We start from the raw sequence: 23,912 nt of genomic DNA, 5'->3' as shown, positions 1-23,912 counted from the left end.
GTCGGGGCATCCGATCTGCCACCATTCCCCGGGGGGCCCGTTCGCCGGGGAACGGATCTCATTGGAGTGTTGCGACCAGGGGACGGATGGGACCGCGCAGTGCGGGGCTACGAACGCCAGGAGAGCCACCGAGCTGAAGACGACCATCTTTCGCGGTTCGAAGCCGAGATGGACCGGCTGAAGACCGAGCGGGAGAAGGCCGTCCAGCACGCCGAGGACCTCGGTTACCAGGTCGAGGTCTTGCGCGCCAAGCTCCACGAGGCGCGCCGCACGATCGCATCCCGGCCGGCGTACGACAGCGCGGACATCGGCTACCAGGCCGAGCAGCTGCTGCGGAACGCGCAGATCCAGGCCGACCAGCTGCGCCAGGACGCCGAGCGCGAGCTGCGCGAGGCGCGGGCCCAGACCCAGCGGATCCTGCAGGAGCACGCCGAGCACCAGGCGCGGCTCCAGGCGGAGCTGCACGCGGAGGCGGTCCAGCGCCGTCAGCGCCTGGACCAGGAGCTGGCCGAGCGCCGTCAGACCGTCGAGGCGCACGTCAACGAGAACGTCGCCTGGGCCGAGCAGTTGCGTGCCCGTACGGAGTCCCAGGCCCGCCGCCTGATGGAGGAGTCCCGCGCCGAGGCCGAGCAGGCGCTGGCCGCCGCGCGCGCCGAGGCCACCCGGCTCGCGGAGGAGACGCGGCAGCGCGTCGGTTCGGAGGCGCAAGCCGCCCGTGCCGAGGCCGAAGCGATTCTGTTGCGCGCCCGCAAGGACGCCGAACGGCTTTTGAACGCCGCCTCCACGCAGGCGCAGGAGGCCACCAGCCACGCCGAGCAGCTCCGTTCGGCGACCACCGCCGAGACCGACCAGGCCCGCCGGCAGGCGACCGAGCTGTCCCGCGCCGCCGAGCAGCGGATGCAGGAGGCCGAGGACCGGCTGCGCGAGGCACGGGCGGAGGCCGAGAAGGCGCTGTCCGAGGCCAAGGAGGCGGCGGCCAGGCAGCTGTCGTCGGCGGAGTCGGTCAACGAGCAGCGCACGCGGACGGCGAAGGCGGAGATCGCCCGGCTCGTCGGCGAGGCGACCAAGGAGGCCGAGGCCCTCAAGGCGGAGGCCGAGGAGAAGCTCCGCGAGGCGAGCGCCGCGGCCGAGAAGCTGGTCTCGGAGGCGTCCGAGAAGGCCCGTACGGTCGCGGCGGAGGACTCCGCCGCCGCCCTCGCGAAGGCGGCCCGTACCGCGGAGGAAGTCCTCACCAAGGCGTCCGAGGACGCGCAGGCGACCACCCGCAAGGCGTCCGAGGAGGCCGAGCGGATCCGCCGCGAGGCGGAGGCGGAGGCCGACCGGCTGCGCAACCAGGCGGAGGAGCAGGCCGGCGAGCTGCTCGGCTCGGCGAAGGACGACACCAAGGAGTACCGCGCCAAGACGGTCGAGCTGCAGGAGGAGGCGCGCCGGCTGCGCGGCGAGGCCGAGCAGCTGCGGGCGGAGGCGATCGCCGAGGGCGAGAAGATCCGCGGCGAGGCCCGGCGCGAGGCGGTCCAGCAGATCGAGGAGGCGGCCCGAACCGCCGAGGAGCTGCTGACCAAGGCCCGCACCGACGCCGACGAGCTGCGCGCCGGCGCGGGCGCCGAGAGCGAGCGGGTCCGTTCCGAGGCGATGGAGCGGGCGCAGACGCTGCGCACCCAGGCCGAGGAGACGCTGGAGCGCACCCGCGCCGAGGCCGAGCGGATGCGGGCCGAGGCCGAGGAGCAGGCGGAGGCCGTCAAGGAGTCCGCCGCGAAGACCGCGGCCGAACTGCGCGAGGACGCCGAGCGGGCCGCGGCGGCGCGGACCGCGGAGGCGGCCGAGGAGCTGACCCGGCTGCACACCGAGGCCGAGTCGCGGGTCGAGAGCGCCGGCCGGGAGCTGGCGGAGGCCCGCACCGAGAGCGAGCGCATCCGGCGCGAGGCCGCCGAGGAGACGGAGCGGCTGCGCACGGAGGCCGCCGAGCGGATCCGTACGCTCCAGGCGCAGGCCGAGCAGGAGGCCGAGCGGCTGCGCACGGAGGCCGCGTCGGACGCGTCCACCGCGCGGGCCGAGGCCGAGGCCGCGGCCGTACGGCTGCGCGCCGAGGCGGCGACGGAGGCCGAGCGGCTCAGGTCGGAGGCGCAGGAGAGCGCCGACCGGGTCCGTGCCGAGGCCGCGGCCGCCGCCGAGCGCGTCGCCGCCGAGGCCGCGGAGGCACTGGCCGCCGCGCAGGAGGAGGCCAACCGGCGGCGCCGGGAGGCCGAGGAGACGCTGGAGTCGGCCCGTTCCGAGGCCGGCCGGGAGCGTGAGCACGCCCGCGAGCAGTCCGAGGAGCTGCTCGCCTCCGCCCGCAAGCGGGTGGAGGAGGCGCAGACCGAGGCCCAGCGCCTGGTCGAGGAGGCGGACCGGCGGGCCACGGAGATGGTGTCCGCGGCCGAGCAGACCGCCCAGGAGGTACGGGACTCGGTCGCCGGGCTGCGCGAGCAGGCCGAGGAGGAGATCGCGGGCCTGCGCAGCGCCGCCGAGCACGTGGCGGAGCGCACGAGGTCCGAGGCGCAGGAGGAGGCGGACCGGCTCCGCGCCGACGCGTACGAGGAGCGGGAGCGGGCCACCGAGGACGCGGGCCGCACCCGGCAGCGCGCCCAGGAGGAGTCGGAGGCGGCGAAGGCGCTGGCCGAGCGGACGGTCGCGGACGCGATCGCCGAGTCGGAGAAGCTGCGCACGGACACCGCCGAGTACGCACAGCGGTTGCGGACGGAGGCGACGGACTCGCTCGCCGCGGCCGAGCAGGACGCGGCCCGCACCCGTGCCGACGCCCGCGAGGACGCCAACCGGATCCGCTCGGAGGCCGCGGCCCAGGCGGACGCCCTGGTGGGCGAGGCGCGCACGGAGGCGGAGCGGATCACGGCCGAGGTGGAGCGACTGCTCGCCGAGGCGGAACAGGTCAAGGCGGAGGGTGTCGCCGAGGCCGAGGCGCTGCGGGCGGCCGCCCGCGCCGACGGCGAGCAGGTTTTGGACGAGGCCCGCAAGGCCGCCGACAAGCGGCGCACGGACGCGGCCGAGCAGGCGGACCAGCTCATCGGTAAGGCGAGGAGCGAGGCCGAGCGGATCACCGCCGAGGCGGCGGAGCTGCTGGAGACGACGGAGCAGGACGCGCTGCGGCTGCGGACCGAGGCCGAGCAGGTCAAGCGGGACGGCGAGGCGCACGCCGAGGCGCTGCGCAACGCCGCGCTCGCCGACAGCGAGCAGGTCCTGGACGAGGCCCGCAAGGCCGCCGACAAGCGCCGCTCGGACGCCGCCGAGCAGGCGGACCAGCTCATCGCGGAGGCGACGAGCCAGGCCGAGCGGATCACCGCCGAGGCGGCGGAGCTGGCCGAGTCTTTGACGAGCGAGGCGACGCAGCAGGCGGAGCGGACGGTCGGGCAGGCGTCGGACGACGCGGAGCGGCTGCGGGCGGAGGCCGCGGAGACGGTCGGCGCGGCCCAGCAGGCGGCCGAGCGGATCCGGGCCGAGTCGGAGCGGGTGCGGGCGGACGCCGAGGCGGCGGCGGAGCAGATGCGTGCCGAGGCGCGTGCCGAGGCGGACCGTACGCTCGACGAGGCCCGCGAGGCCGGTGCCAAGCGCCGCTCGGACGCCGCCGAGCAGGCGGACCAGCTGATGGCGAAGGCACAGGAGGAGGCGCTGCGCGCCACCACCGAGGCGGAGTCGCAGGCGGACACGATGGTGGGCGCGGCCCGTCAGGAGGCCGACCGGATCGTCGCGGAGGCGACGGTCGAGGGCAACTCGCTGGTGGAGAAGGCGCGTACCGACGCGGACGAACTGCTGGTGGGCGCGCGCAGCGACGCGACGGCCATAAGGGAGCGGGCCGAGGAGCTCCGGGCCCGGATCGAGGGCGAGATCGAGGAGCTGCACGATCGGGCGCGGCGCGAGACGGCCGAGCAGATGAAGACGGCCGGGGAGCGCGTCGACAAGCTGGTGAAGGCCGCGACCGAGCAGCGGGCGGAGGCCGAGGCGAAGGCCAAGGAGATGGTCTCGGAGGCGAGTTCGGAGGCGAGCAAGGTCCGGATCGCCGCGGTGAAGAAGGCGGAGGCGCTCCTGAAGGAGGCCGAGCAGAAGAAGGCGTCCCTCATCGCCGAAGCCGAGAAGATCAAGGCGGAGGCGGAGCACGAGTCCGAGAAGATGATCTCGGAGGGCAAGCGGGAACTGGATGTACTGGTGCGCCGTCGGGAGGACATCAATGCCGAGATCTCCCGTGTCCAGGACGTTCTCGAAGCGTTGGAGTCTTTCGAGGCTCCGTCCACGGGTACGAAGGATGGGGTCAAGGCGGGCGCGTCGGCGGGGAGTACACGTTCGAGTGGCAAGTCTTCCGAGAGCTAGCCACTCAAAAGGCTGGACATTCTCCAGATCAAACGGACATCCGCTCGATGACACGCCGCTTCGGCCCCTAGGATTCCCCCTAACACCTCACCGGTCTCATTCGACAGGAACCCCATGAGCGACACTTCCTCCCCCTTCGGCTTCGAGCTCGTGCGGCGTGGTTACGACCGCGGTCAGGTGGACGACCGCATTACCAAGCTCGTCGCCGACCGTGACAGTGCTCTGGCCCGAATCACCTCTCTGGAAAAGCGCATCGAGGAGCTCCACCTCGAGACGCAGAACGCCCAGGCCCAGGTCACCGACGCCGAGCCGTCGTACGCCGGTCTGGGTGCCCGCGTCGAGAAGATCCTCCGTCTCGCCGAGGAGGAGGCGAAGGACCTGCGCGAGGAGGCCCGTCGCGCCGCCGAGCAGCACCGTGAGCTGGCCGAGTCGGCCGCCCAGCAGGTGCGCAACGACGCCGAGTCGTTCGCGGCGGAGCGCAAGGCGAAGGCCGAGGACGAGGGCGTCCGGATCGTCGAGAAGGCGCAGGGCGAGGCCAACTCGCTGCGCGCGGAGGCGCAGAAGGACGCACAGTCCAAGCGTGAGGAGGCGGACGCCCTCTTCGAGGAGACCCGTGCCAAGGCCGCCCAGGCCGCCGCGGACTTCGAGACCAACCTGGCCAAGCGCCGCGAGCAGTCGGAGCGTGACCTGGCCTCGCGTCAGGCCAAGGCCGAGAAGCGCCTCGCCGAGATCGAGCACCGCGCCGAGCAGCTCCGCCTGGAGGCCGAGAAGCTGCGTACGGACGCGGAGCGCCGGGCGCGCCAGACGGTGGAGACGGCGCAGCGCCAGGCCGAGGACATCGTGGCCGACGCGAACGCCAAGGCCGACCGGATCCGCTCGGAATCGGAGCGCGAGCTGGCGGCGCTGACGAACCGTCGCGACTCGATCAACGCCCAGCTGACCAACGTCCGCGAGATGCTGGCGACGCTGACCGGTGCCGCGGTGGCGGCGGCCGGCTCCCCGATCGACGACGAGCCGGCCACTCGCGGCGTCCCGGCCCAGCAGACCAGGTAGGCCAAGAGCGCCCGGCGAGGAGCCGAGCCTCGAAAAGAAGCGCAAACCCTCCGTCATTCCGGTGGCGGAGGGTTTTTCGCGCCCGTAGGTTGGTACGCATGATCGAGCTCGAGGGCCTCACCAAGCGCTTCGGAACGAAGACGGCGGTCGACCATCTCTCCTTCCAGGTCCGGCCGGGCGTGGTCACCGGCTTCCTCGGGCCCAACGGGGCCGGGAAGTCGACGACCATGCGCATGATGCTCGATCTGGACAATCCGACGAGCGGTACGGTGCGGATCGACGGCAAGCACTACCGCGAGCTGCAGGAGCCGTTGAAGTACATCGGGGCGCTGCTCGACGCCAAGGCGATGCACGGCGGCCGCTCCGCGTACAACAACCTGCTCTGCCTCGCGCAGTCGAACCGCATCCCGGCGAGCCGCGTCGGCGAGGTCCTCGACCTGGTCGGCCTGACGGCGGTCGCGCGGAAGAAGTCGAAGGGCTTCTCCCTCGGCATGGGGCAGCGGCTGGGAATCGCCTCGGCGCTTCTCGGTGATCCCGAGATCCTGATGTTCGACGAACCCGTCAATGGTCTGGACCCCGAGGGAATTCACTGGATCCGCAATCTGATGAAGGCGCTCGCGGCCGAGGGTCGGACGATCTTCGTTTCCAGTCATCTGATGAGTGAAATGGCCCTGACGGCTGATCATCTCATCGTGATCGGCCAGGGAAAGCTGCTGGCCGACACGTCGATGGCGGATTTCATCCAGCAGAATTCACGGAGTTACGTACGGCTCCGCTCGCCGCAGCGGGAGCAGCTCCTGGACGCCCTGCACGCCAACGGTTTCACCCCCGTCGAGGCGGGCGGCGGCACGTTGGAGGTGGACGGGGCCACGACCGAGAAGCTCGGTGAATTGGCCGCCGAGAACGGCCTGGTGCTGCACGAGCTGAGTGCGCAGCGCGCCTCCCTGGAAGAGGCGTTCATGCAGATGACGGCCGGCGCGGTGGAGTACCACGCGCACGGCACGAACGTACACGGCGCGGACGGACAGGGCGTGACGGCGCCCCCCGCCGCCGGACCCCGCTGGGGCGACACCACCAAGGGAGCCTGAACGATGGCAGCGGTATCCGCGGTCCTCCAGTCGGAGTGGACCAAGATCCGGACGGTCTCCTCGACGGTCTGGACCCTGGCGAGCGCTTTGCTCGTGACGGTGGCGATGGGGGCGGCGCTGTGCGCGCTGCTGCAGTCGACGTTCGACGACCTCAGCGAGGCCGAGCGGGCGACGTTCGACCCGACCTTCGTCAGCTTCTCCGGGATGATGCTCGGCCAGCTGGCGATGGTGGTCTTCGGGGTCCTGGTGGTCGGCACCGAGTACTCGTCGGGCATGATCCGCACCTCGCTGGCGGCCGTTCCACAGCGCGCCACCTTCCTCTTCTCCAAGATCGCGGTGGCCGGGGCGCTCGCCCTGGTGGTCGGTCTGGCGACGAGCTTCCTGTCGTTCTTCCTGGGGCAGGCGCTGCTCGGCGAGCACCGCACCACGCTCGGCGCGGACAACGTCCTGCGGGCGGTGGTCGGCGGCGGGCTCTACATGGGTCTGATCGCGGTCTTCTCCATGGGCGTGGCGGCGATGCTGCGCTCCTCGATGCTCTCCCTCGGCATTCTCGTGCCGTTCTTCTTCCTGGTCTCGCAGATCCTGTCGGCGGTCCCGAAGGCCAAGGAGGTGGCCCGGTACTTCCCCGACCAGGCCGGATCCAAGATCATGCAGGTCGTGCCCGACGCGTTGAACTCGGAGAAGGCTCCGTACGGCCCGTGGGGCGGGCTCGGGATCATGCTGATCTGGGTGGCCGCCTCGCTCCTGGGCGGCTACCTGGTCCTGAAGCGGCGGGACGCGTAGGGGCCGTCGTTCACAGTTCACGCTTCGCCGGAACCGTCAACGGCTCGATAAGCTCCTAGCTCATACGGGGGGCTCCGGCCGACGGCCACGGCCCCGACGACGACCTGACCTGTCGATGGGGCTCTGGAGAATGATCGAGGCAGTCGGCCTGACGAAGCGCTACGGCGCCAAGACGGCCGTGTACAACCTTTCCTTCCACGTACGGCCCGGGACCGTCACCGGTTTCCTCGGGCCCAACGGCTCCGGCAAGTCGACGACCATGCGCATGATCCTTGGTCTCGACCGGCCGACCTCCGGCCACGTCACGATCGGCGGCCATCCCTTCCGGCAGCTGCCGAACGCGCCCCGCCAGGTCGGGGCGCTGCTCGACGCCAAGGCCGTGCACGGCGGCCGCAGCGCCCGCAGCCACCTGCTGTCGCTCGCCCAGCTCGCCGGTATCCCGGCGCAGCGGGTGGACGAGGTCCTCGGGGTCGTCGGCCTCCAGGACGTCGCCAAGCGCCGCTCCAAGGGTTTCTCGCTCGGCATGGGGCAGCGCCTCGGCATCGCGGCGGCGCTGCTCGGCGACCCGCAGGTGCTGCTCTTCGACGAGCCGGTCAACGGCCTCGACCCCGAGGGCATCCTCTGGGTCCGGAACCTGATGAAGAAGCTCGCGGCCGAGGGCCGGACGGTCTTCGTCTCCAGCCACCTCATGAGCGAGATGGCGCTGACCGCCGACCATCTGATCGTGATCGGCCGCGGCCAGCTGCTCGCCGACATGAGCGTCACGGACTTCATCTCGGCGAACTCCGCCGACTTCGCGCGGGTGCGCACCCCGCAGACGGAGCCGCAGCAGCGGGAGAAACTGACGGCCGCCCTCATCGAGGCCGGCGGCCGGGTGATGTCCGAGCCGGACGGGGCGCTGCGCGTGACCGGCGTGCCGCTCCCCCGGATCAGCGATCTGGCGCACGACGCGGACGTACGGCTCTGGGAGCTGTCGCCGCACCAGGCGTCCCTGGAGGAGGCGTACATGCGGATGACGCAGGGCGCCGTGGACTACCGCTCCACCGAGGACCAGCTGGCCCATCTCCAGCAGCCGCAGCCGCAGCACGGGGGGTACGGGACGCCGCCGCAGCAGCCGGTGGTCCCCGAGGTGCCGCAGCAGGGCTGGTACGCCCCGCCGCCGCCCGGACAGAACCCGTACGCCGCGCAAGCGCAGAGCGAGCCCGCCCAGAAGCCCGAGGACCCCCGATGACCACCCCCCACTCGTACGTCTCCCCCATTCCGGTCCGCAAGGCCCACCTCGGTGACGCGCTCGCGTCGGAGTGGACGAAGATCCGTTCCCTGCGCTCCACGATGTGGACGCTGGGCGTGATGGTGCTCCTGATGCTGGGCGTCGGGCTGGCCGTGGCGGCGATCGTGTCCTCGTCGAACGCGCCGACCGAGAACGAGTCGGCGCTCGGCCTGGGCTTCTTCGGTGTGCTGCTCGGCTCGATCTGTGTGATCACGCTCGGGGTGCTGACCATCGCCTCCGAGTACGGCACGGGCATGATCCGCACCACGCTGACCGCCTGCCCGAGCCGGGCGCGGGTCCTGACGGCGAAGGCGATCGTCTTCTTCCTGCTGGTCTTCACGATCACCACGGTCACGGCGACCCTGGTCGGCCTGGCGCAGGTGGCGATGGTGGACAACGCCGCGGAGCCCACCTCCGGGCAGTGGCTGCGGGCCACGGTCGGCGTCGGTCTGTTCATGGCCGAGCTGGGGCTGCTTGCGCTCGCGGTCGGCGCGGTCGTCCGGCACTCGGCGGGTGCCATCACCATCATGATCGGCGTGCTGCTGCTGCCTCTGGTGGCGGCCATGTTCATGTTCTCGGAGTCGCTGGCCAAGGTGCAGGAGTGGCTCCTCGACTACGCGATCCCGAGCCAGCTCATCGCGCTGTACGCGGGCAGGTCGGCCATGGGGCAGTCGGGGCCCTCGGGCTGGGACCCGGTGTGGATCCTGCTGGTCATCACGGCGGCGGCGGGCGCCGGCGCGTACGCCCTGCTGAACAGCCGGGACGTCTGAGGGACCTGAGCCTCGATCGCCGGGGGCGAGCCCCAAGGGCTCAGTACCTCGGCGCGTTACGGGACCGCTGCACCCTTGAGGTGCGGCGGTCCTTCGCGTTCCAGCACGCCTTGTGCCAGTGCCGTCGGTCGTCCACCCCGCCGTACTCCGGCCAGGCCACGACGTGCGGGGCGCCCCCGAGGATCTCCTGGTCGCAGCCGGGGCAGCGGTAGCGCTTGCCTGAGGCGCCGGCGCCGGCCACGTGCCGGACGAGCCACTCCTGGCCCTGCCAGAACTCGGTGCGCTGCGATCCGCCGTACCGGTCGCCCGACTCGGCCTGGGGATCGGGCCTCTCGCCGCCTTGAGGGCGGTTGCGACGCGGGGACACGATTCACCTCACGGGGGGCCGGGAACACGGATGGTGCCGACAAGCCTACGGGCCGCGACACGGTGGCCCGCCCCACCCTCCAGGACTGGTTAGCGGAATATCGCAAGAACTTCATGAGGGGCCGTTGCCTTTGGCACGTGTCAGACGTTGTTGCCAGTACGAGGGGGAGAGAACGCGTCGGCCGCAAGGAGGCAGAAGGCGATGCGCGTAGGCACATTTGTTCTGGCCGCCCAGTTCCCGGGTCAAGGTCAGGGGGAGGCGCTGCACCGAGCGGTGCGGACCGCCGAGGTCGCCGAGGAGTCGGGGCTGGACTCCGTCTGGCTCGCCGAGCACCACTTCGTTCCGTACGGCGTCTGTCCGTCCGCCGTGACCCTGGCGGCACTGCTGCTCGGGCGCACGCGGCGGCTCCGGGTCGGCACGGCGGTGAGTGTGCTCCCCACCGTCCACCCTGTCGCGCTGGGCGAGCAGGCCGCGCTGCTGCACCTGACCTCCGGAGGCCGCTTCACCCTCGGGGTGGGCAGGGGCGGGCCGTGGGTGGATCTGGAGGTGTTCGGCGCGGGCCTGGAGGCGTACGAGAAGGGCTTCCCCGAATCGCTCGACCTGCTGCTGCGCTGGCTGAACGAGCCCCGCGTCGGGGCCGAGGGAGAACGCTTCGCCTTCCGCGAGGTGGCCGTCGTGCCCCGCGCCGACGAGCTGATCGGCGGTGACCCGTCGCCCGAGGTGGTCGTCGCCTGCACCTCGCCGACCAGCGTCCGGCTGGCCGCCGAGCGGGGGCTGCCGATGCTGCTGGGGATGCACTGCGGTGACGAGGACAAGGCCGAGATGGTGGCCGCCTGGCGACGCTTCGCGCGGGAGGCCGGGCACACCCCGGACGAGATCGCGCGGATCGGCGCCGGCCATGTCTCGGCGGGTGTCGCCCAGCTCGCGGACCGGCGGGCGGACGCTGCCGAGGCGCTGGTGAAGGCGATGCCCGGTTGGCTGAAGCAGGGTCTTGACGCCCATGTGACGGTGGACGGCCGGCACCGCTCGATGCGGGACCCCGTCGCGTACACGGAGCTGCTGTGCGCGCTCCACCCCGTGGGCACGCCGCGGCTCGCGGTGGACCGGCTGGCGGCGACCTCGGAGCGTACGGGCATCACGCGCTTCGCGCTGCTCGCCGAGGGCACGGGCGATCTCGCGGCCACCGAGGAGAACGTGCGGCGGCTGGGCGCGGAGGTTCTGCCGCAGCTGGTGTGACGCGTCGCGGCGTGCGTCGTCGCTCGTCATGAGTCGATCGATGGTCATCGTGCGTCGATGGGTGAGCGCGGGATGCCGCCGCTCCGACACCTCTCGCATCGTTCGCGTCTCGCGCGATGCGGAGCGGCAGCACCATGCCTCAGCAGTCGCGCAGTTCCGGCGACTGGTTGAGCAGCTGACCCCGTACGGAGGTGAAGCGGGCGAGCCGCTCGTCCACCGCCGGATCCAACGGGAACACCGCCACACGGTGGCAGTTCTGGAAGGCCAGACGCACACCGAAGTGCCGCTGCAGCGCACCACGGATCGCATCACTCGCGAGTGCACGCAACAGCTGACCACGTGCCTGCTCGTTCGGCGGCGGCGTCTGGTTGTCGGCGAACTCTCCGCCGTCCACCTTCAGCTGAGCCACCAGAGAACTGATCATCTCCCATGCGTAGGGCAGGGAGGTCCGGACGCAGTCGACGAAGTCGGCTTCGTCGACCTCGCCTCGCTCGGCCTGTTCCAACAGCGCCGGTGAGACGTCGAGCGACATGGGTTCTCCTCTCGCGACCCCGCCGGGCGGGGTCTTACGGGCAGGGATGGAGACCCCCCGTGCGACACGCAGCGTGCACGGACGGCGACCTCCTGCTTCCACGGTAAGCGCGCCGTCCGGAGGGCACCAGGAGATTGGGGCCACAACCGGCCAATAACCGACGGGCGTTGGGCGGGCGTTAACAGCCGAATCGCGCGGAACAGCGTGTGTCTTGTAGCGTTGCCGACCATGCGTCTCGTCATCGCCCGCTGCTCCGTGGACTACGCCGGCCGGCTCACGGCCCACCTGCCCTCCGCTCCCCGTCTGATCCTGGTCAAGGCAGACGGCAGTGTCTCCATCCACGCCGACGACCGGGCGTACAAACCGCTCAACTGGATGTCCCCGCCGTGCACCCTCAAGGAGGGCGTCGACGGGGAGGCCGGCATCTGGACCGTGGTGAACAAAGCGGGCGAGAAACTGATCATCACGATGGAGGAGATCCTCCACGACTCCTCGCACGAGCTGGGTGTTGACCCCGGTCTCATCAAGGACGGCGTGGAAGCACACCTCCAGGAGCTGCTCGCCGACCGCATCGAGACACTCGGCGAGGGCCACACGCTGATCCGCCGCGAGTACCCGACGGCGATCGGCCCGGTCGACATCCTGTGCCGGAACGCGGACGGGGCGACGGTCGCCGTGGAGATCAAGCGGCGCGGCGAGATCGACGGCGTGGAGCAGCTGACCCGCTACCTGGAGCTGCTGAACCGCGATCCGCACCTCGCGCCGGTCAAGGGCGTCTTCGCCGCGCAGGAGATCAAGCCGCAGGCGCGGGTGCTGGCGACGGACCGCGGGATCGACTGCGTGGTCCTGGACTACGACGCGCTGCGCGGCATCCAGGACGACAAGCTGCGGCTCTTCTAGCGGGCGGGCACGGCTTCACGAGTACGAGTACGGGGCGGCCCCGGGTGCGGTGAACGCGCCCGGGGCCGCTGCCGTGCCGTGGCCCGCCCGTCAGGCGGGGGTGCCGGTGGTGGGGTCGCCCGAGGTGGGACCGCTGCTGAGGGTGGCGGAGGCGGAGCTCGGCGGGGCCGTCGTCTCGGTGGGAGACGGCGTCGTCGTGGGCGGTGTCGAGGTCGGAGGCGTCGGAGGCGTCGTGGACGGCTTGGGCGGCGTCGTCGTCGGCTTCGGCTTGGTCGTGGGGCTCGTCGTCGGGCGCGGGGCACCCGTCGACGGCGCCGGTCCCCCGGTCGTCGGGGTGTCGGTGGCGGTGGCGGCCGGGGACTCCGAGCCGCCCGGGGTGTTGGTCGCGCCGGTGCCGGGATTCGTCGCCGAGCCCGAGGGGCCCGGGGTGCTCGGGGAGCCGGAGTCCGAGGGCCGGACCGACTCGTCCGCGGCCGGCTCTTCCGCGTCGAGGCCGTCGTCACCGGTGTCCTCGCTCGCCGTACGGTCGGAGGTCACCCGGTTGTTCGCCGGGTCCTCGGCGCTGCCGGAGGTGGCGCCGATGGTCACGACGGTGCCGAGGACGGCGGCCAGGAGCGCGCCCGTGCCGACCGCGACCAGGTTGCGCCGGGCCCCGGCGACGATGCCGAGGCGGGCGGCCCGCTTCATACCGCCGATGCCGCCGTTGCCGCTTCCGGCGCCGGAGGTCTCGGAGCGGGAGATGTGCGTCGGGCCCTCGTCGGGGAAGTCCGGGAACGCGGGGAACGGGGAGACCGCTGGGACCGGCGCCGGAGAGACCGGCGCCGGGGTGGCGGGAGGCGGCATGAGCGCGGCCGGGGTGCCACGGGGCGGGGAGAGGGGCCCCTCCTTGCGGAGGACGGCGGGCGTGCCTCGACCGGGGGTGGGGTCGCCGGGCAGCGGGTCTCCGGTGCGGTCGGCGACCAGCGCGAGTGCCCGGCGGCCGGCGACGGTGCCGCGCTTGTCGGCGAGCGCGCCGCGCATGCCGATGGACGCCTCCAGTGCGGCGCGGGCCCGCTCCAGGTTTCCGGAGCAAAGCGCGAGAATGCCCAACTCGTGCTGGAAGTAGGCCTCTTCGGCCACCTCTCCGGCGAGGCGGGCGGCCTCCTGGCCGGCGCGCAGGGTCCGTTCCCAGGCGCCCCAGTGCAGTCCGGCGGCGAACGCGGGCGCGGCGCTGCGGGCGAGAAGGACGGCGGCGCCGGGGTGCTCGGCGTCCGGTCCGGGAAGGAGCGCGGTCAGCGCGGCGAGCACCGCGTCGGACTCCGCGACGGCGCGAGCGGGAGTGACGGAGGGGTGTCCGGCCCACCAGGCGTAGTGCTGGGCGACGGTGTGGGCCCGGTCGGTGGCCTCCTCGTCGTATCCGTGGGCCAGGAGCTGGGTGAGGACGCCGACGGCGAGGCGGTAGCGGGTGCCGACGGGGGTGAGCAGTCCGCAGGCCATGAGTTCGCCGACGGCGGCGTCCGCGTGGGTGTCGCCCACGAGGGCCGGGAGGTGGGCCTGGTGCGGCACCTCTCCGCCGAGGGCGACGGCGAAGCGCAGGGTCTCCTGCGCGGAGCGGCTGAGCCGGGAGGCGAGCAGGGCGGCGGGCGCCGCGCCCTCGCCGAGGCTCGGCAGCGGTACGTCGCGCAGTTCGACGTCGGCCGGGTCGGCGGGCGCCCCCTTCCCGGGGCTCGCGGCGGGCCCGAAGGCGTCGTCGAGGGCGCCGAAGGCGTCGAACTCCGAGGACGCCGCGAGCTCCGCGGGAGTGGCGTCCTCCTGGACACCGAAGGCGTCGAACTCGGCGGGCGTGACCCGGAGCCGGTCGCGCTGGCGGAGCAGGGCGCCGGCCTGGACGAAGCGCAGCGGCAGGCCCTCGGACTCGAACCAGAGGTCGCCGGCCCAGTTGGCCTCGTCCTCGGTGAGCGGCCGGTCGACGGCGTTCGCCAGGAGTTCGAGGGCGGCGGCCCGGCCGAGGCCGGCGAGAACGATCTCCTCGATGTGGGCGTCGGGCGAGGGGGCCGGGGCATCGGGGCCGGCGGCGAGCAGGAAGGCGCACTCGGGGGCGGCGGTGAGCAGCTCGTCGAGGGTGGCGCCGCCGAACTCCAGGTCGTCGACGACGACGACCGCGCCGATGTCGCGGACCAGCTCCAGGAGCGCCGGACGGTCGGGGCGGTGTTCCGGGGCGTGCAGGACGGTGGCGAAGAGTTCGTACAGCAGCTCGGTGGGCGTGCGGTGGTGGCCGGAGAGGCGGACGACGCCGTCGGGGGCGATGTCCGCGCAGTCGGCGGCGACGGCGTCGAGCAGGACGGTGCGGCCGGAGCCGGAGGGGCCGGTGACGCGGACGGAGCGGCCGCGGGCGAGGAGCTGGACGAGCCGCTCGTGCTCCTCCTGGCGTTCGACCAGCGGCAGCCGGGGGCTCGCGGGGCCCGGCGGTACGGGCGGGGTGGCCGCGCGGGCCGCCTCGGCCCGCTCCTGGGCGGTGCGGCGGCGCGGCGGCGCTGGCTGGGATCCGGGCGGGCAGGCCTCGATCTCGCTGCCGTCGACGGGGTTGACGGTGAGCAGCAGGTCACCCGCGACGACGCGGGCGGTGCGCACGCGGGTGGGCGTCGAGGGGCCGCGCTCGGGCGCGGGTCCACCGCGTCCCTCGCGGGCGTCGTCGCCGTCGTGGCCGTGGCCGTACTCTTCCGGCCCCCGGTTCATCGGGTCCATGGTCCAAGCCCCCCAAAAGCGGTGCGTGCCGAAGCCCCTCCGGCCGATCTGCACGCTCGCTGTCGCTTCTGGTCCGGTGCCCGCCGGGTGGGTCCGTCAATGGGCAGGCGACCGAACCCTAGACCTTCTTCGAGATTCTCGGAACAGGCGGGGTGCCGCCCCGCCCCAGACGTCACGGTCTCATGAGGATTGGGGCGTGACGCCGGGTTCGCACAGCAGCTTCACAGTCGGTACGACGCGATGTCACCCGTCGAAAACGACGCACACGACGCAAAGGCCGCACGCGTCGGGTGCGCCCTCACACGCGGGGCAGCGACTCCGCCGCGAGGCCGCCTTCGATGGCCAGGATGCGGTGCAGCCGGGTCGCCACGAGGAGGCGCTGCATCTGGGGCGGCACCCCGCGCAGCACCAGCCGGCGGCCGCAGCGGCCGGCCCGGCGGTGTGCGCCCATGATGACCCCGAGACCGGTGGCGTCCCAGGAGTCGAGACCGGTCAGGTCCAGTACGAGGTCGCCGACTCCGTCGTCGACGGCCGAGTGCAGGACCGTACGGGCGTCCGCCGCGCTGCGAACGTCGAGGCGGCCCCCGACGACCAGCTCGACGTGGTCGCCCCTGATGTGCATATACGCTCCCCGGGAGTGCTCCGTCTTTGCAACAACTGACTGCCGTCGGCGCAGAAGCGTTGCGCCTTGTAAGCGAACTGATACCGAATTCACCCTGTGGGGTGATGGCGAACGGTCGCGGGACTTCAGTGCTTGTAGAAGCCCTGCCCGCTCTTGCGGCCGATGTCACCGGCGTCCACCATCCGGCGCATCAGCTCCGGCGGCGCGAACTTCTCGTCCTGCGACTCGGTGTAGATGTTGCTGGTGGCGTTCACCAGGATGTCGACCCCGGTGAGGTCGGCGGTGGCGAGCGGGCCCATGGCGTGGCCGAACCCCAGCTTGCAGGCGATGTCGATGTCCTCGGCGGTCGCCACGCCGGACTCGTAGAGCTTGGCGGCCTCGACGACCAGGGCGGAGATGAGGCGGGTGGTGACGAAACCGGCCACGTCGCGGTTGACGACGATGCAGGTCTTGCCGACCGACTCGGCGAACTCCCGTGCCGTGGCGAGGGTTTCGTCGCTCGTCTTGTAGCCGCGGACCAGCTCGCAGAGCTGCATCATCGGGACCGGCGAGAAGAAGTGGGTGCCGACGACGGCCTCCGGGCGCTCCGTCACCGCGGCGATCTTGGTGATCGGGATGGCGGAGGTGTTGGAGGCGAGCACGGCCCCGTCCTTGGCGATCCTGTCGAGGGAGCGGAAGATCTCGTGCTTCACCTCCAGCTTCTCGAAGACGGCCTCGACGACGATGTCGGCGTCGGCGACGGCGTCGAGTTCGGTGGTGGCGGTGATCCGGCCGAGGGCGGCCTCGGCGTCGGCGGCGTCCAGCCGGCCCTTGGCGACGAAGCGGTCGTACGACGCCTTGATGCCGTCCGTGCCGCGGGTGAGGGCGGCGTCGGTGACGTCGCGCAGGACGACGTCCCACCCCGCCTGGGCCGAGACCTGCGCGATTCCGGACCCCATGAGTCCGGCCCCGATGACGGCGAGCTTCCTGGCCACGTCTTCCACCCCTCAACACCTGTTCACTTCTGGCTCTCCGGCGGAGATTAGCGGGCGTGAGCCCCCCTGTGACCGCTAAGTAATGTGCGTCACGCCCCGTTTGACGGACGTCACACTCGCGACACCCCTCCGCGCGCCATTCGTGTCCGGTTCGCGTCGGACTCCGCGTCACCGCATACCCCCTGGCGGTACAGGGCGACCGTGTGCGGCGGCCGTCTCTTCAGACCGGGCCGGCCGGCGCGACCCCGCTCCGACTGCTCATCGCCGCGGCCCTGCTCGTCCTGCTCTCCCGGCCCGCGCCGAAGCTGCTGCGCACCCACCGGCGGCTGCCCCTCCCCTGCGGAGCCGTCTTCGCCGTCATGCGGCTCCCCTTCTGCGAGGCGACCTCCCGGCTGCCGCCGGGCGTGGTCGTCACCCTGGAGTTCAGCGGACCGATGCTCCTCACCGCGCTCACCTCCCGGCGCGGGTCCGAACGGCTCCGGGTGGGACCACGCGGCACCGGTCTGCTCGTGCTCGGCGGCACCCAGGGTCGTCCGTTCCGGAGGCCGCCGCCACGTGGTGACGACGGCTGTGGATCACAAGTCCGTTCCGGACACCTGCCGTTCCCTGAGGCCGGACGCACACGAGGTGACCGTGCCGCCCGTCGACGGCGAGGGGCGGGTCACCGCACGGCAGGTGGCTGACGCGCTGCACCGCCGACACCGCGCTGGTGTCGGTGGTGCCGGCGAACAACGAGACCTCCACCGTCCAGCCGCCGACGGACACCGCCGTCCCGACGGGTCGGCCTGCGACAGCTCGGCCCAGGACCCTCGCACGCCCTGACGGGCGACCGGGCTGTCCCCGGAGCGGATCCTGGGAAGTATCCGGTCCAGCTTCGGGCTCACCAGGGAGGAGGACGCGTCCCGGGCGGCCCGCCGCCTCGCCGTGACGGTCGGCACACGGACGCTCCGGACGGCCGGAGCGTAACTACGCTGGGGTCATGGTCAATCTGACGCGCATCTACACCCGTACCGGCGACCAGGGCACCACCGCGCTGGGCGACATGAGCCGGACCGCCAAGACCGATCTGCGGATCTCGGCCTACGCCGACGCCAACGAGGCCAACGCCGTCATCGGTACGGCCATCGCCCTCGGGCAGCTCGACGAGGAGGTCGTGAAGGTCCTCGTCCGTGTCCAGAACGACCTGTTCGACGTCGGCGCGGACCTCTCCACCCCGGTGGTCGAGGACCCGAAGTATCCGCCGCTGCGGGTGGAGCAGTCCTACGTCGACAAGCTGGAGGCGGACTGCGACCGCTTCCTGGAGGAGCTGGAGAAGCTGCGCTCCTTCATCCTGCCGGGCGGCACACCCGGTGCGGCGCTGCTGCACCAGGCGTGCACGGTGGTCCGGCGCGCGGAGCGTTCCACGTGGGCCGCGATCGAGGTGCACGGCGAGACGATGAACGCCCTCACCGCGACCTACCTCAACCGGCTATCGGACCTGCTCTTCATCCTGGCCCGGACGGCGAACAAGGAGGTCGGGGACGTGCTCTGGGTCCCGGGCGGGGAGCGCTGAGTCCGTCTTCGGACCTGCCCCGGTCGCCGCCTCGGCCCCCGCCCCGCTGTCCGCCGCCGGTGCCTTCTTCGGCCAGATCGTGTACGAGAGCGCGATCAGGCCGTGGATGCCGGCGGCCCGCCAGGCGACGAAGATCCAGCTCTTCAGCGACTCGGTGTTCCCGTCCGGGCCGACGTACCAGGCCGCGAGCAGCAGCAGTGCGCTCGCGACGGCCGCCGCGAGCACCGAGCCCGCCCAGACCCTGCCCTCGTGGCGGGCGCGCGCCATGCCGTACCGCGGCGGCTTCACGGGCGGCGGGGCGTCGCCCAAGCGGTGGGCGGCGTGCCCGTCGAGCCACTTCACCGTGCGGTGGCCGTGGCCGACGGTGTAACCGATGTAGACCGCGGCGAGGCCGTGCCGCCAGCTGGGGTCGGCGCCGTTCTTGAGGTCGACGGCGGTGACGACGAGCAGCAGGACCTCCAGGAGCGGCTCGCACAGCAGCAGGGCGAGACCCGCCCGCGGCATTCTCAGCAGATAGCGGGTGGCGAGGCCGGCGGCCAGCAGGACCCAGAAGCCGACTTCGCAGATCACGATCAGCGTGACGATCACGGCACTCCCCTTCCGGTTCCCTCTCACCCTCCCGTGACGCCGGGCCCGACGCGTCGTCGGCGGTGACGACCTGCGTCTACATCGTTCGACGGAGGGCGCATCGGCCCGGACGGCGAGGCCGGGGCGCCTCCCACCGTGTTGGATGGATCCGTGACCCTCCCGCGTCCCCACCGCGACGATCTGCTCATCGCCGCCGGCGGCCTCGCCATCGGCCTGCTGATGTGGTCCTTCGGTCTGCACACCCAGAACGACGCGCCGGTCACGGCGCGGTGGGCGACGCTGGGCCCGCTCGTCGTCATGGCCACGATGGAGGCCCTGCGCCGCTCCCTGCCGCAGACCGCCCTGACCGTCGGCACGCTCGCTCTCGTGGCCGACCAGTTCACCCACGGCAGCCTCGTGACCGCTTTGATGTTCACGGACGTGGTCTACGCGGCCGTGGTCTACGGCTCGCCCGCCTCCGCCCGGCGCATCCCGTACACGACCGGTCTGATCACGATCGGCGTGACGATCGGCTTCCTCGTCTGGTGGCAGAACGCGATCGCCCTGCTGGTCGGTCTGATCACGGGCATGCTCTCCTTCCTCCCCGCCGTCACCGGCGCGGTCGTGCGCAACCACCGCCAGGCCGCCGATGCCGCGCGGCTGCGCGCGGAGCAGACCGCGCTGCTCGCCGAGATGGACCGGACCCAGGCGGTCGTGGCCGAGCGCGCCCGGATGGCCCGCGAGCTGCACGACATGGTCGCCAACCATCTCTCCGCCATCGCGATCCACTCCACGGCCGCGCTGTCGATCGACGAGCCGGGGACGACCAGGCAGGCGCTCACCGTCATCCGGGAGAACAGCGTCGAGGGCCTGGCCGAGATGCGGCGGCTGATCGGGCTGCTGCGGGACAGCAGTGGGGACGCCGAACCGGCGGTCGCGCCCACCCTGGACGGGTTGGAGGCGCTGCTCACCCAGGCCAGGGCGAACGGGGAGCCGAGCGCGCTGACGTTCGCGCTGGAGGACGCCCGGTCCCGGGGCGCCGGCCCGCTGCCGGCGCCGGTCGAGCTCGCCGCGTACCGGATCGTTCAGGAGTCGCTGACCAACGCTCTCAAGCACGCGGCCCCCGGCGAGGTCCGGGTGGAGCTCGGCCGCCGCCGGGACGGGGCCCTGACCGTCGGCGTGACCAGTCCGTTCGGCGGGCAGCCCGGGCCGCGCGCCCCCGGCTCCGGGGCGGGTCTGGTGGGGATGCGGGAGCGGGTGGCGCTCCTGGACGGGGAGTTCGAGGCCGGTCCCCTGCCGGCCGGCGACGGGGGCGAGGTGTGGCGGGTACGGGCTGTCCTGCCCGTCGGTACGAAGGACAAGGAGCCGCAGGCGTGGTACGGGTGATCGTGGCCGAGGATCAGAGCGCGGTGCGGGCGGGGCTGGTCCTCATCCTGGGCAGCGCGCCGGACATCGAGGTGGTCGGGGAGGCCGCGGACGGGGAACGGGCGGTGGAGCTCGCCCGCGAGCTGCGCCCCGACCTGGTCCTGATGGACGTGCAGATGCCCCGGATGGACGGGGTGACCGCGACCCGGCTGGTGGTCTCCGAGGGGCTTGCCGATGTGCTGGTGCTGACCACCTTCGACCTGGACGAGTACGTCTTCGGGGCGCTGCGGGCCGGCGCGGCGGGGTTCCTGCTGAAGAACACCGACGCGAAGGACCTGATCGAGGCGGTACGGACGGTGGCGCGCGGCGAGGGGCTGATCGCGCCGGCGGTGACCCGCCGGCTGATCGCCGAGTTCGCGGCTCCGAGCCGGCCGCCGCGTCCTCCGGGAGCGGCGGACCCGTCCGTACTGGACGCGCTGACACCCCGGGAGCGGGAGGTGCTCTCCGCGCTGGGCCGGGGGCTGGCGAACGCGGAGATCGCGGTCCTCCTCGGCATGGCGGAGGCGACGGTGAAGACGCACGTCAGCAAGGTGCTGGGGAAGCTGGAGCTGCGCAGCAGGGTGCAAGCCGCCGTGCTGGCACAGGAGTTGGGGGTCTGAGCGGGAGCGGAAGCCGGTACGCCGACGTTGGTCTGGACCTCTTGACGGTTGGTCCAGACCTTTCTACGCTCGCGGGGCGCGCGCACCCTTCACGGACCATCCCCTACTTGTCCGTCCGCAACTTGAGGAGCACCGTTGAGCACTCAAGCACCGACGCGCAGAACAGGGTTCAGACGCCGGGCCGCCGCCGGTCTGACCGCCCTGATCCTGCCCCTGGCCGCGATGGTCGGCCTCGCCGCACCCGCCGAGGCCGCCACGGCGGCCACCGCCACCTACACCAAGGTCTCCGACTGGGGTTCCGGCTTCGAGGGCAAGTGGACGGTGAAGAACACCGGCACCACCACCCTCTCCTCCTGGACCGTCGAGTGGGACTACCCCGCCGGCACCACCGTCACCTCCGCCTGGGACGCGACCGTCACCGGCTCCGGGACCCACTGGACCGCCAAGAACGTCGGCTGGAACGGCACCCTGGCCCCCGGCGCCACCGTCTCCTTCGGCTTCAACGGCACCGGCACCGGCGCCCCCAGCGGCTGCAAGGTCAACGGAGCCTCCTGCGACGGGTCCACCCAGCCCGGCGACAGCGCGCCCTCCGCCCCCGGCACCCCCGTCGCCTCCGAGATCACCGACACCTCGGTCAAGCTGACCTGGACCGCCGCCACCGACGACAAGGGCGTCAAGAACTACGACGTCCTGCGCGGCGGCACGAAGGTCGCCACGGTCACCGGCCTCACGTACACCAACACAGGTCTGACCGCCGGCACCGACTACAGCTACACGGTCGTCGCCCGCGACACCGCCGACCAGACCGGCCCGGCCAGCGGCGCCGCGAACGTGCGGACCACGGGCGGCGGCACCAACCCGAACCCCGGCTCCACGGTCAAGATGGGGTACTTCACCAACTGGGGCGTCTACGGCCGTAACTACCACGTCAAGAACATCGTGACGTCCGGCTCCGCCTCGAAGATCACGCACATCAACTACGCCTTCGGCAACGTCACCGGCGGCAAGTGCACCATCGGCGACGCCTACGCCGATCACGACAAGGCGTACACCGCCGACCAGTCCGTCGACGGCGTCGCCGACACCTGGGACCAGCCGCTGCGCGGCAACTTCAATCAGCTGCGCAAGCTGAAGAAGGCCTACCCGAACATCAAGGTGCTGTGGTCCTTCGGCGGCTGGACCTGGTCCGGCGGCTTCGGCCAGGCCGTCCAGAACCCGACCGCCTTCGCCCAGTCCTGCTACGACCTGGTCGAGGACCCGCGCTGGGCCGACGTCTTCGACGGCATCGACCTCGACTGGGAGTACCCGAACGCCTGCGGTCTGTCCTGCGACACCAGCGGACCGGCCGCCTTCAAGAACATGATGCAGGCCATGCGCGCCAAGTTCGGCGCGAACAACCTGGTCACGGCGGCCGTCACGGCCGACGCCTCCGCCGGCGGCAAGATCGACGCCGCCGACTACGCGGGCGCCGCGCTGTACATGAACTGGTTCAACGTGATGACGTACGACTTCTTCGGCGCCTGGGCGGCGAAGGGTCCGACGGCCCCGCACTCCCCCCTCACCTCGTACGCCGGCATCCCGCAGGCGGGCTTCAACTCCGCCGAGGCGATCGCCAAGTTCAAGGCGAAGGGCGTCCCGGCCGGCAAGCTGCTGCTCGGCATCGGCTTCTACGGACGCGGCTGGACGGGCGTCACCCAGTCCGCCCCGGGCGGCACGGCGACGGGCCCGGCGGCCGGCACGTACGAGCAGGGCATCGAGGACTACAAGGTCCTCAAGAGCTCCTGCCCGGCCACCGGCACGGTCGCGGGCACGGCATACGCCCACTGCGGCACCAACTGGTGGAGCTACGACACCCCGGCCACGGTCACGTCCAAGATGAACTGGGCCAAGAACCAGGGCCTGGGCGGAGCCTTCTTCTGGGAGTTCAGCGGTGACACGACGGGCGGCGAGCTCGTCGGCGCCATCGACAACGGGCTGAACAAGTCCTGACACAGGAAGGCGGGGACGGCGCAGCACGCCGTCCCCGCCTTCCTCGTTGCCACTCGATCACGCGACATTCACCCTCTGCCCCGGAGGCGCCGCCTCCAGCCAGGCGAGGAAGCCGGTGAGCGCGTCCTCGCTCATCGCCAGCTCCAGGCGGATCCCTCGGTGCATACAACCCTGGATCACCGCGTCGGAGAGCAGCGCGAGCTCCTCCTCGCCCTCGGGCATCCGGCGGTCCAGGACCTCGATCGCCGAACGTTCGAGGACCCGGCGCGGCCGGGCCGCGTACGAGAAGACACGGAACCAGGCGACCTGGTCACCGCTGTAGCGGGCCACTCCGTACACCCAGCCCTTGCCGGAGACGTCCGGCTCCTCGGGGACGTCCCACCTCAGCGAACAGTCGAAGGTGCCGCCGGCGCGCTGGATCAACCTGCGGCGCAAGCCGAAGACGAAGAGCCCGATCACCACCAGTGCGACGACCAGGCCGCTCAGGAGCAGAGCGAGGAACATCTTCACCGACCTCCTCGCTGCGTCCCGTGACCGGCTTCGCCGGCGTAACCGAATACAACCCGCATCTGCATCGCCTCAGCCGCGACACGGTCTGGAGAACTCCAGGCCGTGCCGCGGCTGAGGGCACAACTCTCGGCGCGGTCCGTCAGCGGACCGCTACCGCACGCAGTCGGACGTCGGCGCGACGCTCGGCGGCGGCGTCCGACTCCGACTTGGCGCGCTCCAGCGCACGCTCGGCGCGCTGGGCGTCGATCTCGTCCGCCAGCTCGGCGATCTCCGCGAGCAGAGACAGCTTGTCGTCGGCGAACGAGATGAACCCACCGTGCACAGCGGCGACGACGGTCGCGCCCTCGCTGGTACGGATGGTCACCGGGCCCGACTCCAGCACACCGAGCAGCGGCTGGTGGCCGGGCATGACGCCGATGTCGCCGGAGGTGGTACGCGCGATGACCAGAGTGGCCTCGCCGGACCAGACATTCCGGTCGGCGGCGACCAGCTCGACGTGCAGCTCAGCAGCCAAGGGTGGCTCCTCGGGTCACCACCCGGCGGTCGTGCCGGGTGTTGGGGTCAATTCTAGTGGGCGTGGCGAGGGGGGCGG

21 protein-coding genes are annotated in these 23,912 nt (G+C 72.1%); 13 read left to right on the top strand and 8 right to left on the bottom strand.

Annotated elements, in window-relative coordinates; translation table 11 throughout:
* Positions 1-99 precede the first annotated feature (99 nt).
* From scy to IE136_RS24980, 6 genes are all read left to right on the top strand, one after another.
* Positions 100-4,359, top strand: coding sequence for a polarized growth protein Scy (gene scy, locus IE136_RS25005; protein ID WP_158990546.1), 4,260 nt, complete (start codon positions 100-102; stop codon positions 4,357-4,359).
* A 114-nt stretch (positions 4,360-4,473) separates the two neighbouring features.
* Positions 4,474-5,412, top strand: a complete 939-nt coding sequence (locus IE136_RS25000; protein WP_158990544.1) for a coiled-coil domain-containing protein — start codon at positions 4,474-4,476, stop codon at positions 5,410-5,412.
* Positions 5,413-5,510: 98 nt separating this feature from the next.
* Positions 5,511-6,500, top strand: a complete 990-nt coding sequence (locus IE136_RS24995) for an ABC transporter ATP-binding protein (RefSeq protein WP_158990542.1) — start codon at positions 5,511-5,513, stop codon at positions 6,498-6,500.
* A 3-nt stretch (positions 6,501-6,503) separates the two neighbouring features.
* Positions 6,504-7,283, top strand: a complete 780-nt coding sequence (locus tag IE136_RS24990; protein WP_158990540.1) for an ABC transporter permease — start codon at positions 6,504-6,506, stop codon at positions 7,281-7,283.
* 130 nt (positions 7,284-7,413) lie between these two features.
* Entirely contained in the window at positions 7,414-8,514 is a 1,101-nt protein-coding gene (locus IE136_RS24985) for an ATP-binding cassette domain-containing protein (protein ID WP_158990538.1), read from the top strand.
* Positions 8,511-9,323: an ABC transporter permease gene (locus tag IE136_RS24980; protein WP_158990536.1), complete on the top strand. Its 813-nt coding sequence runs from the start codon at positions 8,511-8,513 to the stop codon at positions 9,321-9,323. Before IE136_RS24985 ends, IE136_RS24980 begins: the two co-directional genes overlap by 4 nt.
* 40 nt (positions 9,324-9,363) lie before the next feature.
* Here IE136_RS24980 and IE136_RS24975 read toward each other — a convergent pair whose 3' ends face one another.
* Entirely contained in the window at positions 9,364-9,690 is a 327-nt protein-coding gene (locus tag IE136_RS24975) for an Rv1322 family protein (protein WP_158990534.1), read from the bottom strand.
* A 201-nt stretch (positions 9,691-9,891) separates the two neighbouring features.
* On the opposite strand from IE136_RS24975, the gene IE136_RS24970 reads away from it, so the two are divergent.
* Positions 9,892-10,926, top strand: coding sequence for an LLM class flavin-dependent oxidoreductase (locus IE136_RS24970; protein WP_158990532.1), 1,035 nt, complete (start codon positions 9,892-9,894; stop codon positions 10,924-10,926).
* Between the two features lie 139 nt (positions 10,927-11,065).
* On the opposite strand, the gene IE136_RS24965 is transcribed toward IE136_RS24970, so the two are convergent.
* On the bottom strand, positions 11,066-11,458 hold the full coding sequence (locus IE136_RS24965; RefSeq protein ID WP_017236120.1) for an SCO5389 family protein: 393 nt from the start codon (positions 11,456-11,458) through the stop codon (positions 11,066-11,068).
* A 228-nt stretch (positions 11,459-11,686) separates the two neighbouring features.
* Here IE136_RS24965 and nucS point away from each other — a divergent pair, with 228 nt between their 5' ends.
* Positions 11,687-12,358 carry an endonuclease NucS gene (nucS, locus tag IE136_RS24960; RefSeq protein ID WP_189601473.1) on the top strand — a complete coding sequence of 224 codons (672 nt, stop codon included), beginning with the start codon at positions 11,687-11,689 and terminating at the stop codon, positions 12,356-12,358.
* 90 nt (positions 12,359-12,448) lie between these two features.
* On the opposite strand, the gene IE136_RS24955 is transcribed toward nucS, so the two are convergent.
* The 3 genes from IE136_RS24955 to IE136_RS24945 all read right to left on the bottom strand — a co-directional run bounded on the left by IE136_RS24955 (position 12,449) and on the right by IE136_RS24945 (position 16,678).
* On the bottom strand, positions 12,449-15,082 hold the full coding sequence (locus IE136_RS24955; protein ID WP_189601472.1) for an ATP-binding protein: 2,634 nt from the start codon (positions 15,080-15,082) through the stop codon (positions 12,449-12,451).
* A gap of 298 nt (positions 15,083-15,380) precedes the next feature.
* Positions 15,381-15,704, bottom strand: coding sequence for an STAS domain-containing protein (locus tag IE136_RS24950; protein WP_024761898.1), 324 nt, complete (start codon positions 15,702-15,704; stop codon positions 15,381-15,383).
* 125 nt (positions 15,705-15,829) lie between these two features.
* Entirely contained in the window at positions 15,830-16,678 is an 849-nt protein-coding gene (locus IE136_RS24945; RefSeq protein ID WP_158990526.1) for a 3-hydroxyacyl-CoA dehydrogenase family protein, read from the bottom strand.
* Between the two features lie 203 nt (positions 16,679-16,881).
* On the opposite strand from IE136_RS24945, the gene IE136_RS24940 reads away from it, so the two are divergent.
* The gene (locus tag IE136_RS24940; protein WP_189601471.1) at positions 16,882-17,361 is read left to right on the top strand and encodes a DMT family transporter; all 480 of its coding nucleotides are present in this window, start codon (positions 16,882-16,884) and stop codon (positions 17,359-17,361) included.
* Between the two features lie 296 nt (positions 17,362-17,657).
* Complete coding sequence (locus tag IE136_RS24935) at positions 17,658-18,230, top strand: cob(I)yrinic acid a,c-diamide adenosyltransferase (RefSeq protein WP_158990522.1); 573 nt, start codon at positions 17,658-17,660, stop codon at positions 18,228-18,230.
* On the opposite strand, the gene IE136_RS24930 is transcribed toward IE136_RS24935, so the two are convergent.
* On the bottom strand, positions 18,147-18,818 hold the full coding sequence (locus IE136_RS24930) for a hypothetical protein (protein WP_158990520.1): 672 nt from the start codon (positions 18,816-18,818) through the stop codon (positions 18,147-18,149). The two genes, IE136_RS24935 and IE136_RS24930, sit on opposite strands and share 84 nt — an antisense overlap.
* A 150-nt stretch (positions 18,819-18,968) precedes the next feature.
* On the opposite strand from IE136_RS24930, the gene IE136_RS24925 reads away from it, so the two are divergent.
* The 3 genes from IE136_RS24925 to IE136_RS24915 all read left to right on the top strand — a co-directional run bounded on the left by IE136_RS24925 (position 18,969) and on the right by IE136_RS24915 (position 22,810).
* Complete coding sequence (locus IE136_RS24925; RefSeq protein WP_158990518.1) at positions 18,969-20,183, top strand: sensor histidine kinase; 1,215 nt, start codon at positions 18,969-18,971, stop codon at positions 20,181-20,183.
* Entirely contained in the window at positions 20,171-20,821 is a 651-nt protein-coding gene (locus IE136_RS24920; protein ID WP_158990516.1) for a response regulator, read from the top strand. The genes IE136_RS24925 and IE136_RS24920 overlap by 13 nt, the downstream gene beginning before the upstream one ends.
* 135 nt (positions 20,822-20,956) lie before the next feature.
* The gene (locus IE136_RS24915) at positions 20,957-22,810 is read left to right on the top strand and encodes a glycoside hydrolase family 18 chitinase (protein ID WP_373309130.1); all 1,854 of its coding nucleotides are present in this window, start codon (positions 20,957-20,959) and stop codon (positions 22,808-22,810) included.
* Between the two features lie 57 nt (positions 22,811-22,867).
* Here the strand turns inward: IE136_RS24915 and IE136_RS24910 are convergent, their stop codons facing one another.
* Positions 22,868-23,314, bottom strand: a complete 447-nt coding sequence (locus IE136_RS24910; RefSeq protein WP_158994699.1) for a DUF2550 domain-containing protein — start codon at positions 23,312-23,314, stop codon at positions 22,868-22,870.
* A 145-nt stretch (positions 23,315-23,459) separates the two neighbouring features.
* A complete protein-coding gene (locus IE136_RS24905; protein ID WP_158990514.1) occupies positions 23,460-23,834 on the bottom strand; it encodes a F0F1 ATP synthase subunit epsilon in 375 nt (124 codons plus the stop codon).
* Between the last annotated feature and the right edge of the window lie 78 nt (positions 23,835-23,912).

Origin of the sequence: Streptomyces lateritius, assembly GCF_014649715.1 — a bacterium.
Taxonomy (GTDB): domain Bacteria; phylum Actinomycetota; class Actinomycetes; order Streptomycetales; family Streptomycetaceae; genus Streptomyces; species Streptomyces lateritius.
The sequence above is the reverse complement of the archived record's forward strand: the minus strand, read 5'-3'. Positions and strand labels throughout refer to the sequence as shown.

Bases quoted from the DNA above. Each gene is read 5' to 3' on its own strand.
- IE136_RS25000 (WP_158990544.1), top strand. From the start codon at position 4,474: ATGAGCGACACTTCCTCCCCCTTCGGCTTCGAGCTCGTGCGGCGTGGT.
- IE136_RS24995 (WP_158990542.1), top strand. From the start codon at position 5,511: ATGATCGAGCTCGAGGGCCTCACCAAGCGCTTCGGAACGAAGACGGCG.
- IE136_RS24990 (WP_158990540.1), top strand. From the start codon at position 6,504: ATGGCAGCGGTATCCGCGGTCCTCCAGTCGGAGTGGACCAAGATCCGG.
- IE136_RS24985 (WP_158990538.1), top strand. From the start codon at position 7,414: ATGATCGAGGCAGTCGGCCTGACGAAGCGCTACGGCGCCAAGACGGCC.
- IE136_RS24980 (WP_158990536.1), top strand. From the start codon at position 8,511: ATGACCACCCCCCACTCGTACGTCTCCCCCATTCCGGTCCGCAAGGCC.
- IE136_RS24970 (WP_158990532.1), top strand. From the start codon at position 9,892: ATGCGCGTAGGCACATTTGTTCTGGCCGCCCAGTTCCCGGGTCAAGGT.
- IE136_RS24965 (WP_017236120.1), bottom strand. From the start codon at position 11,458: ATGTCGCTCGACGTCTCACCGGCGCTGTTGGAACAGGCCGAGCGAGGC.
- nucS (WP_189601473.1), top strand. From the start codon at position 11,687: ATGCGTCTCGTCATCGCCCGCTGCTCCGTGGACTACGCCGGCCGGCTC.
- IE136_RS24955 (WP_189601472.1), bottom strand. From the start codon at position 15,082: ATGGACCCGATGAACCGGGGGCCGGAAGAGTACGGCCACGGCCACGAC.
- IE136_RS24950 (WP_024761898.1), bottom strand. From the start codon at position 15,704: ATGCACATCAGGGGCGACCACGTCGAGCTGGTCGTCGGGGGCCGCCTC.
- IE136_RS24935 (WP_158990522.1), top strand. From the start codon at position 17,658: ATGGTCAATCTGACGCGCATCTACACCCGTACCGGCGACCAGGGCACC.
- IE136_RS24910 (WP_158994699.1), bottom strand. From the start codon at position 23,314: ATGTTCCTCGCTCTGCTCCTGAGCGGCCTGGTCGTCGCACTGGTGGTG.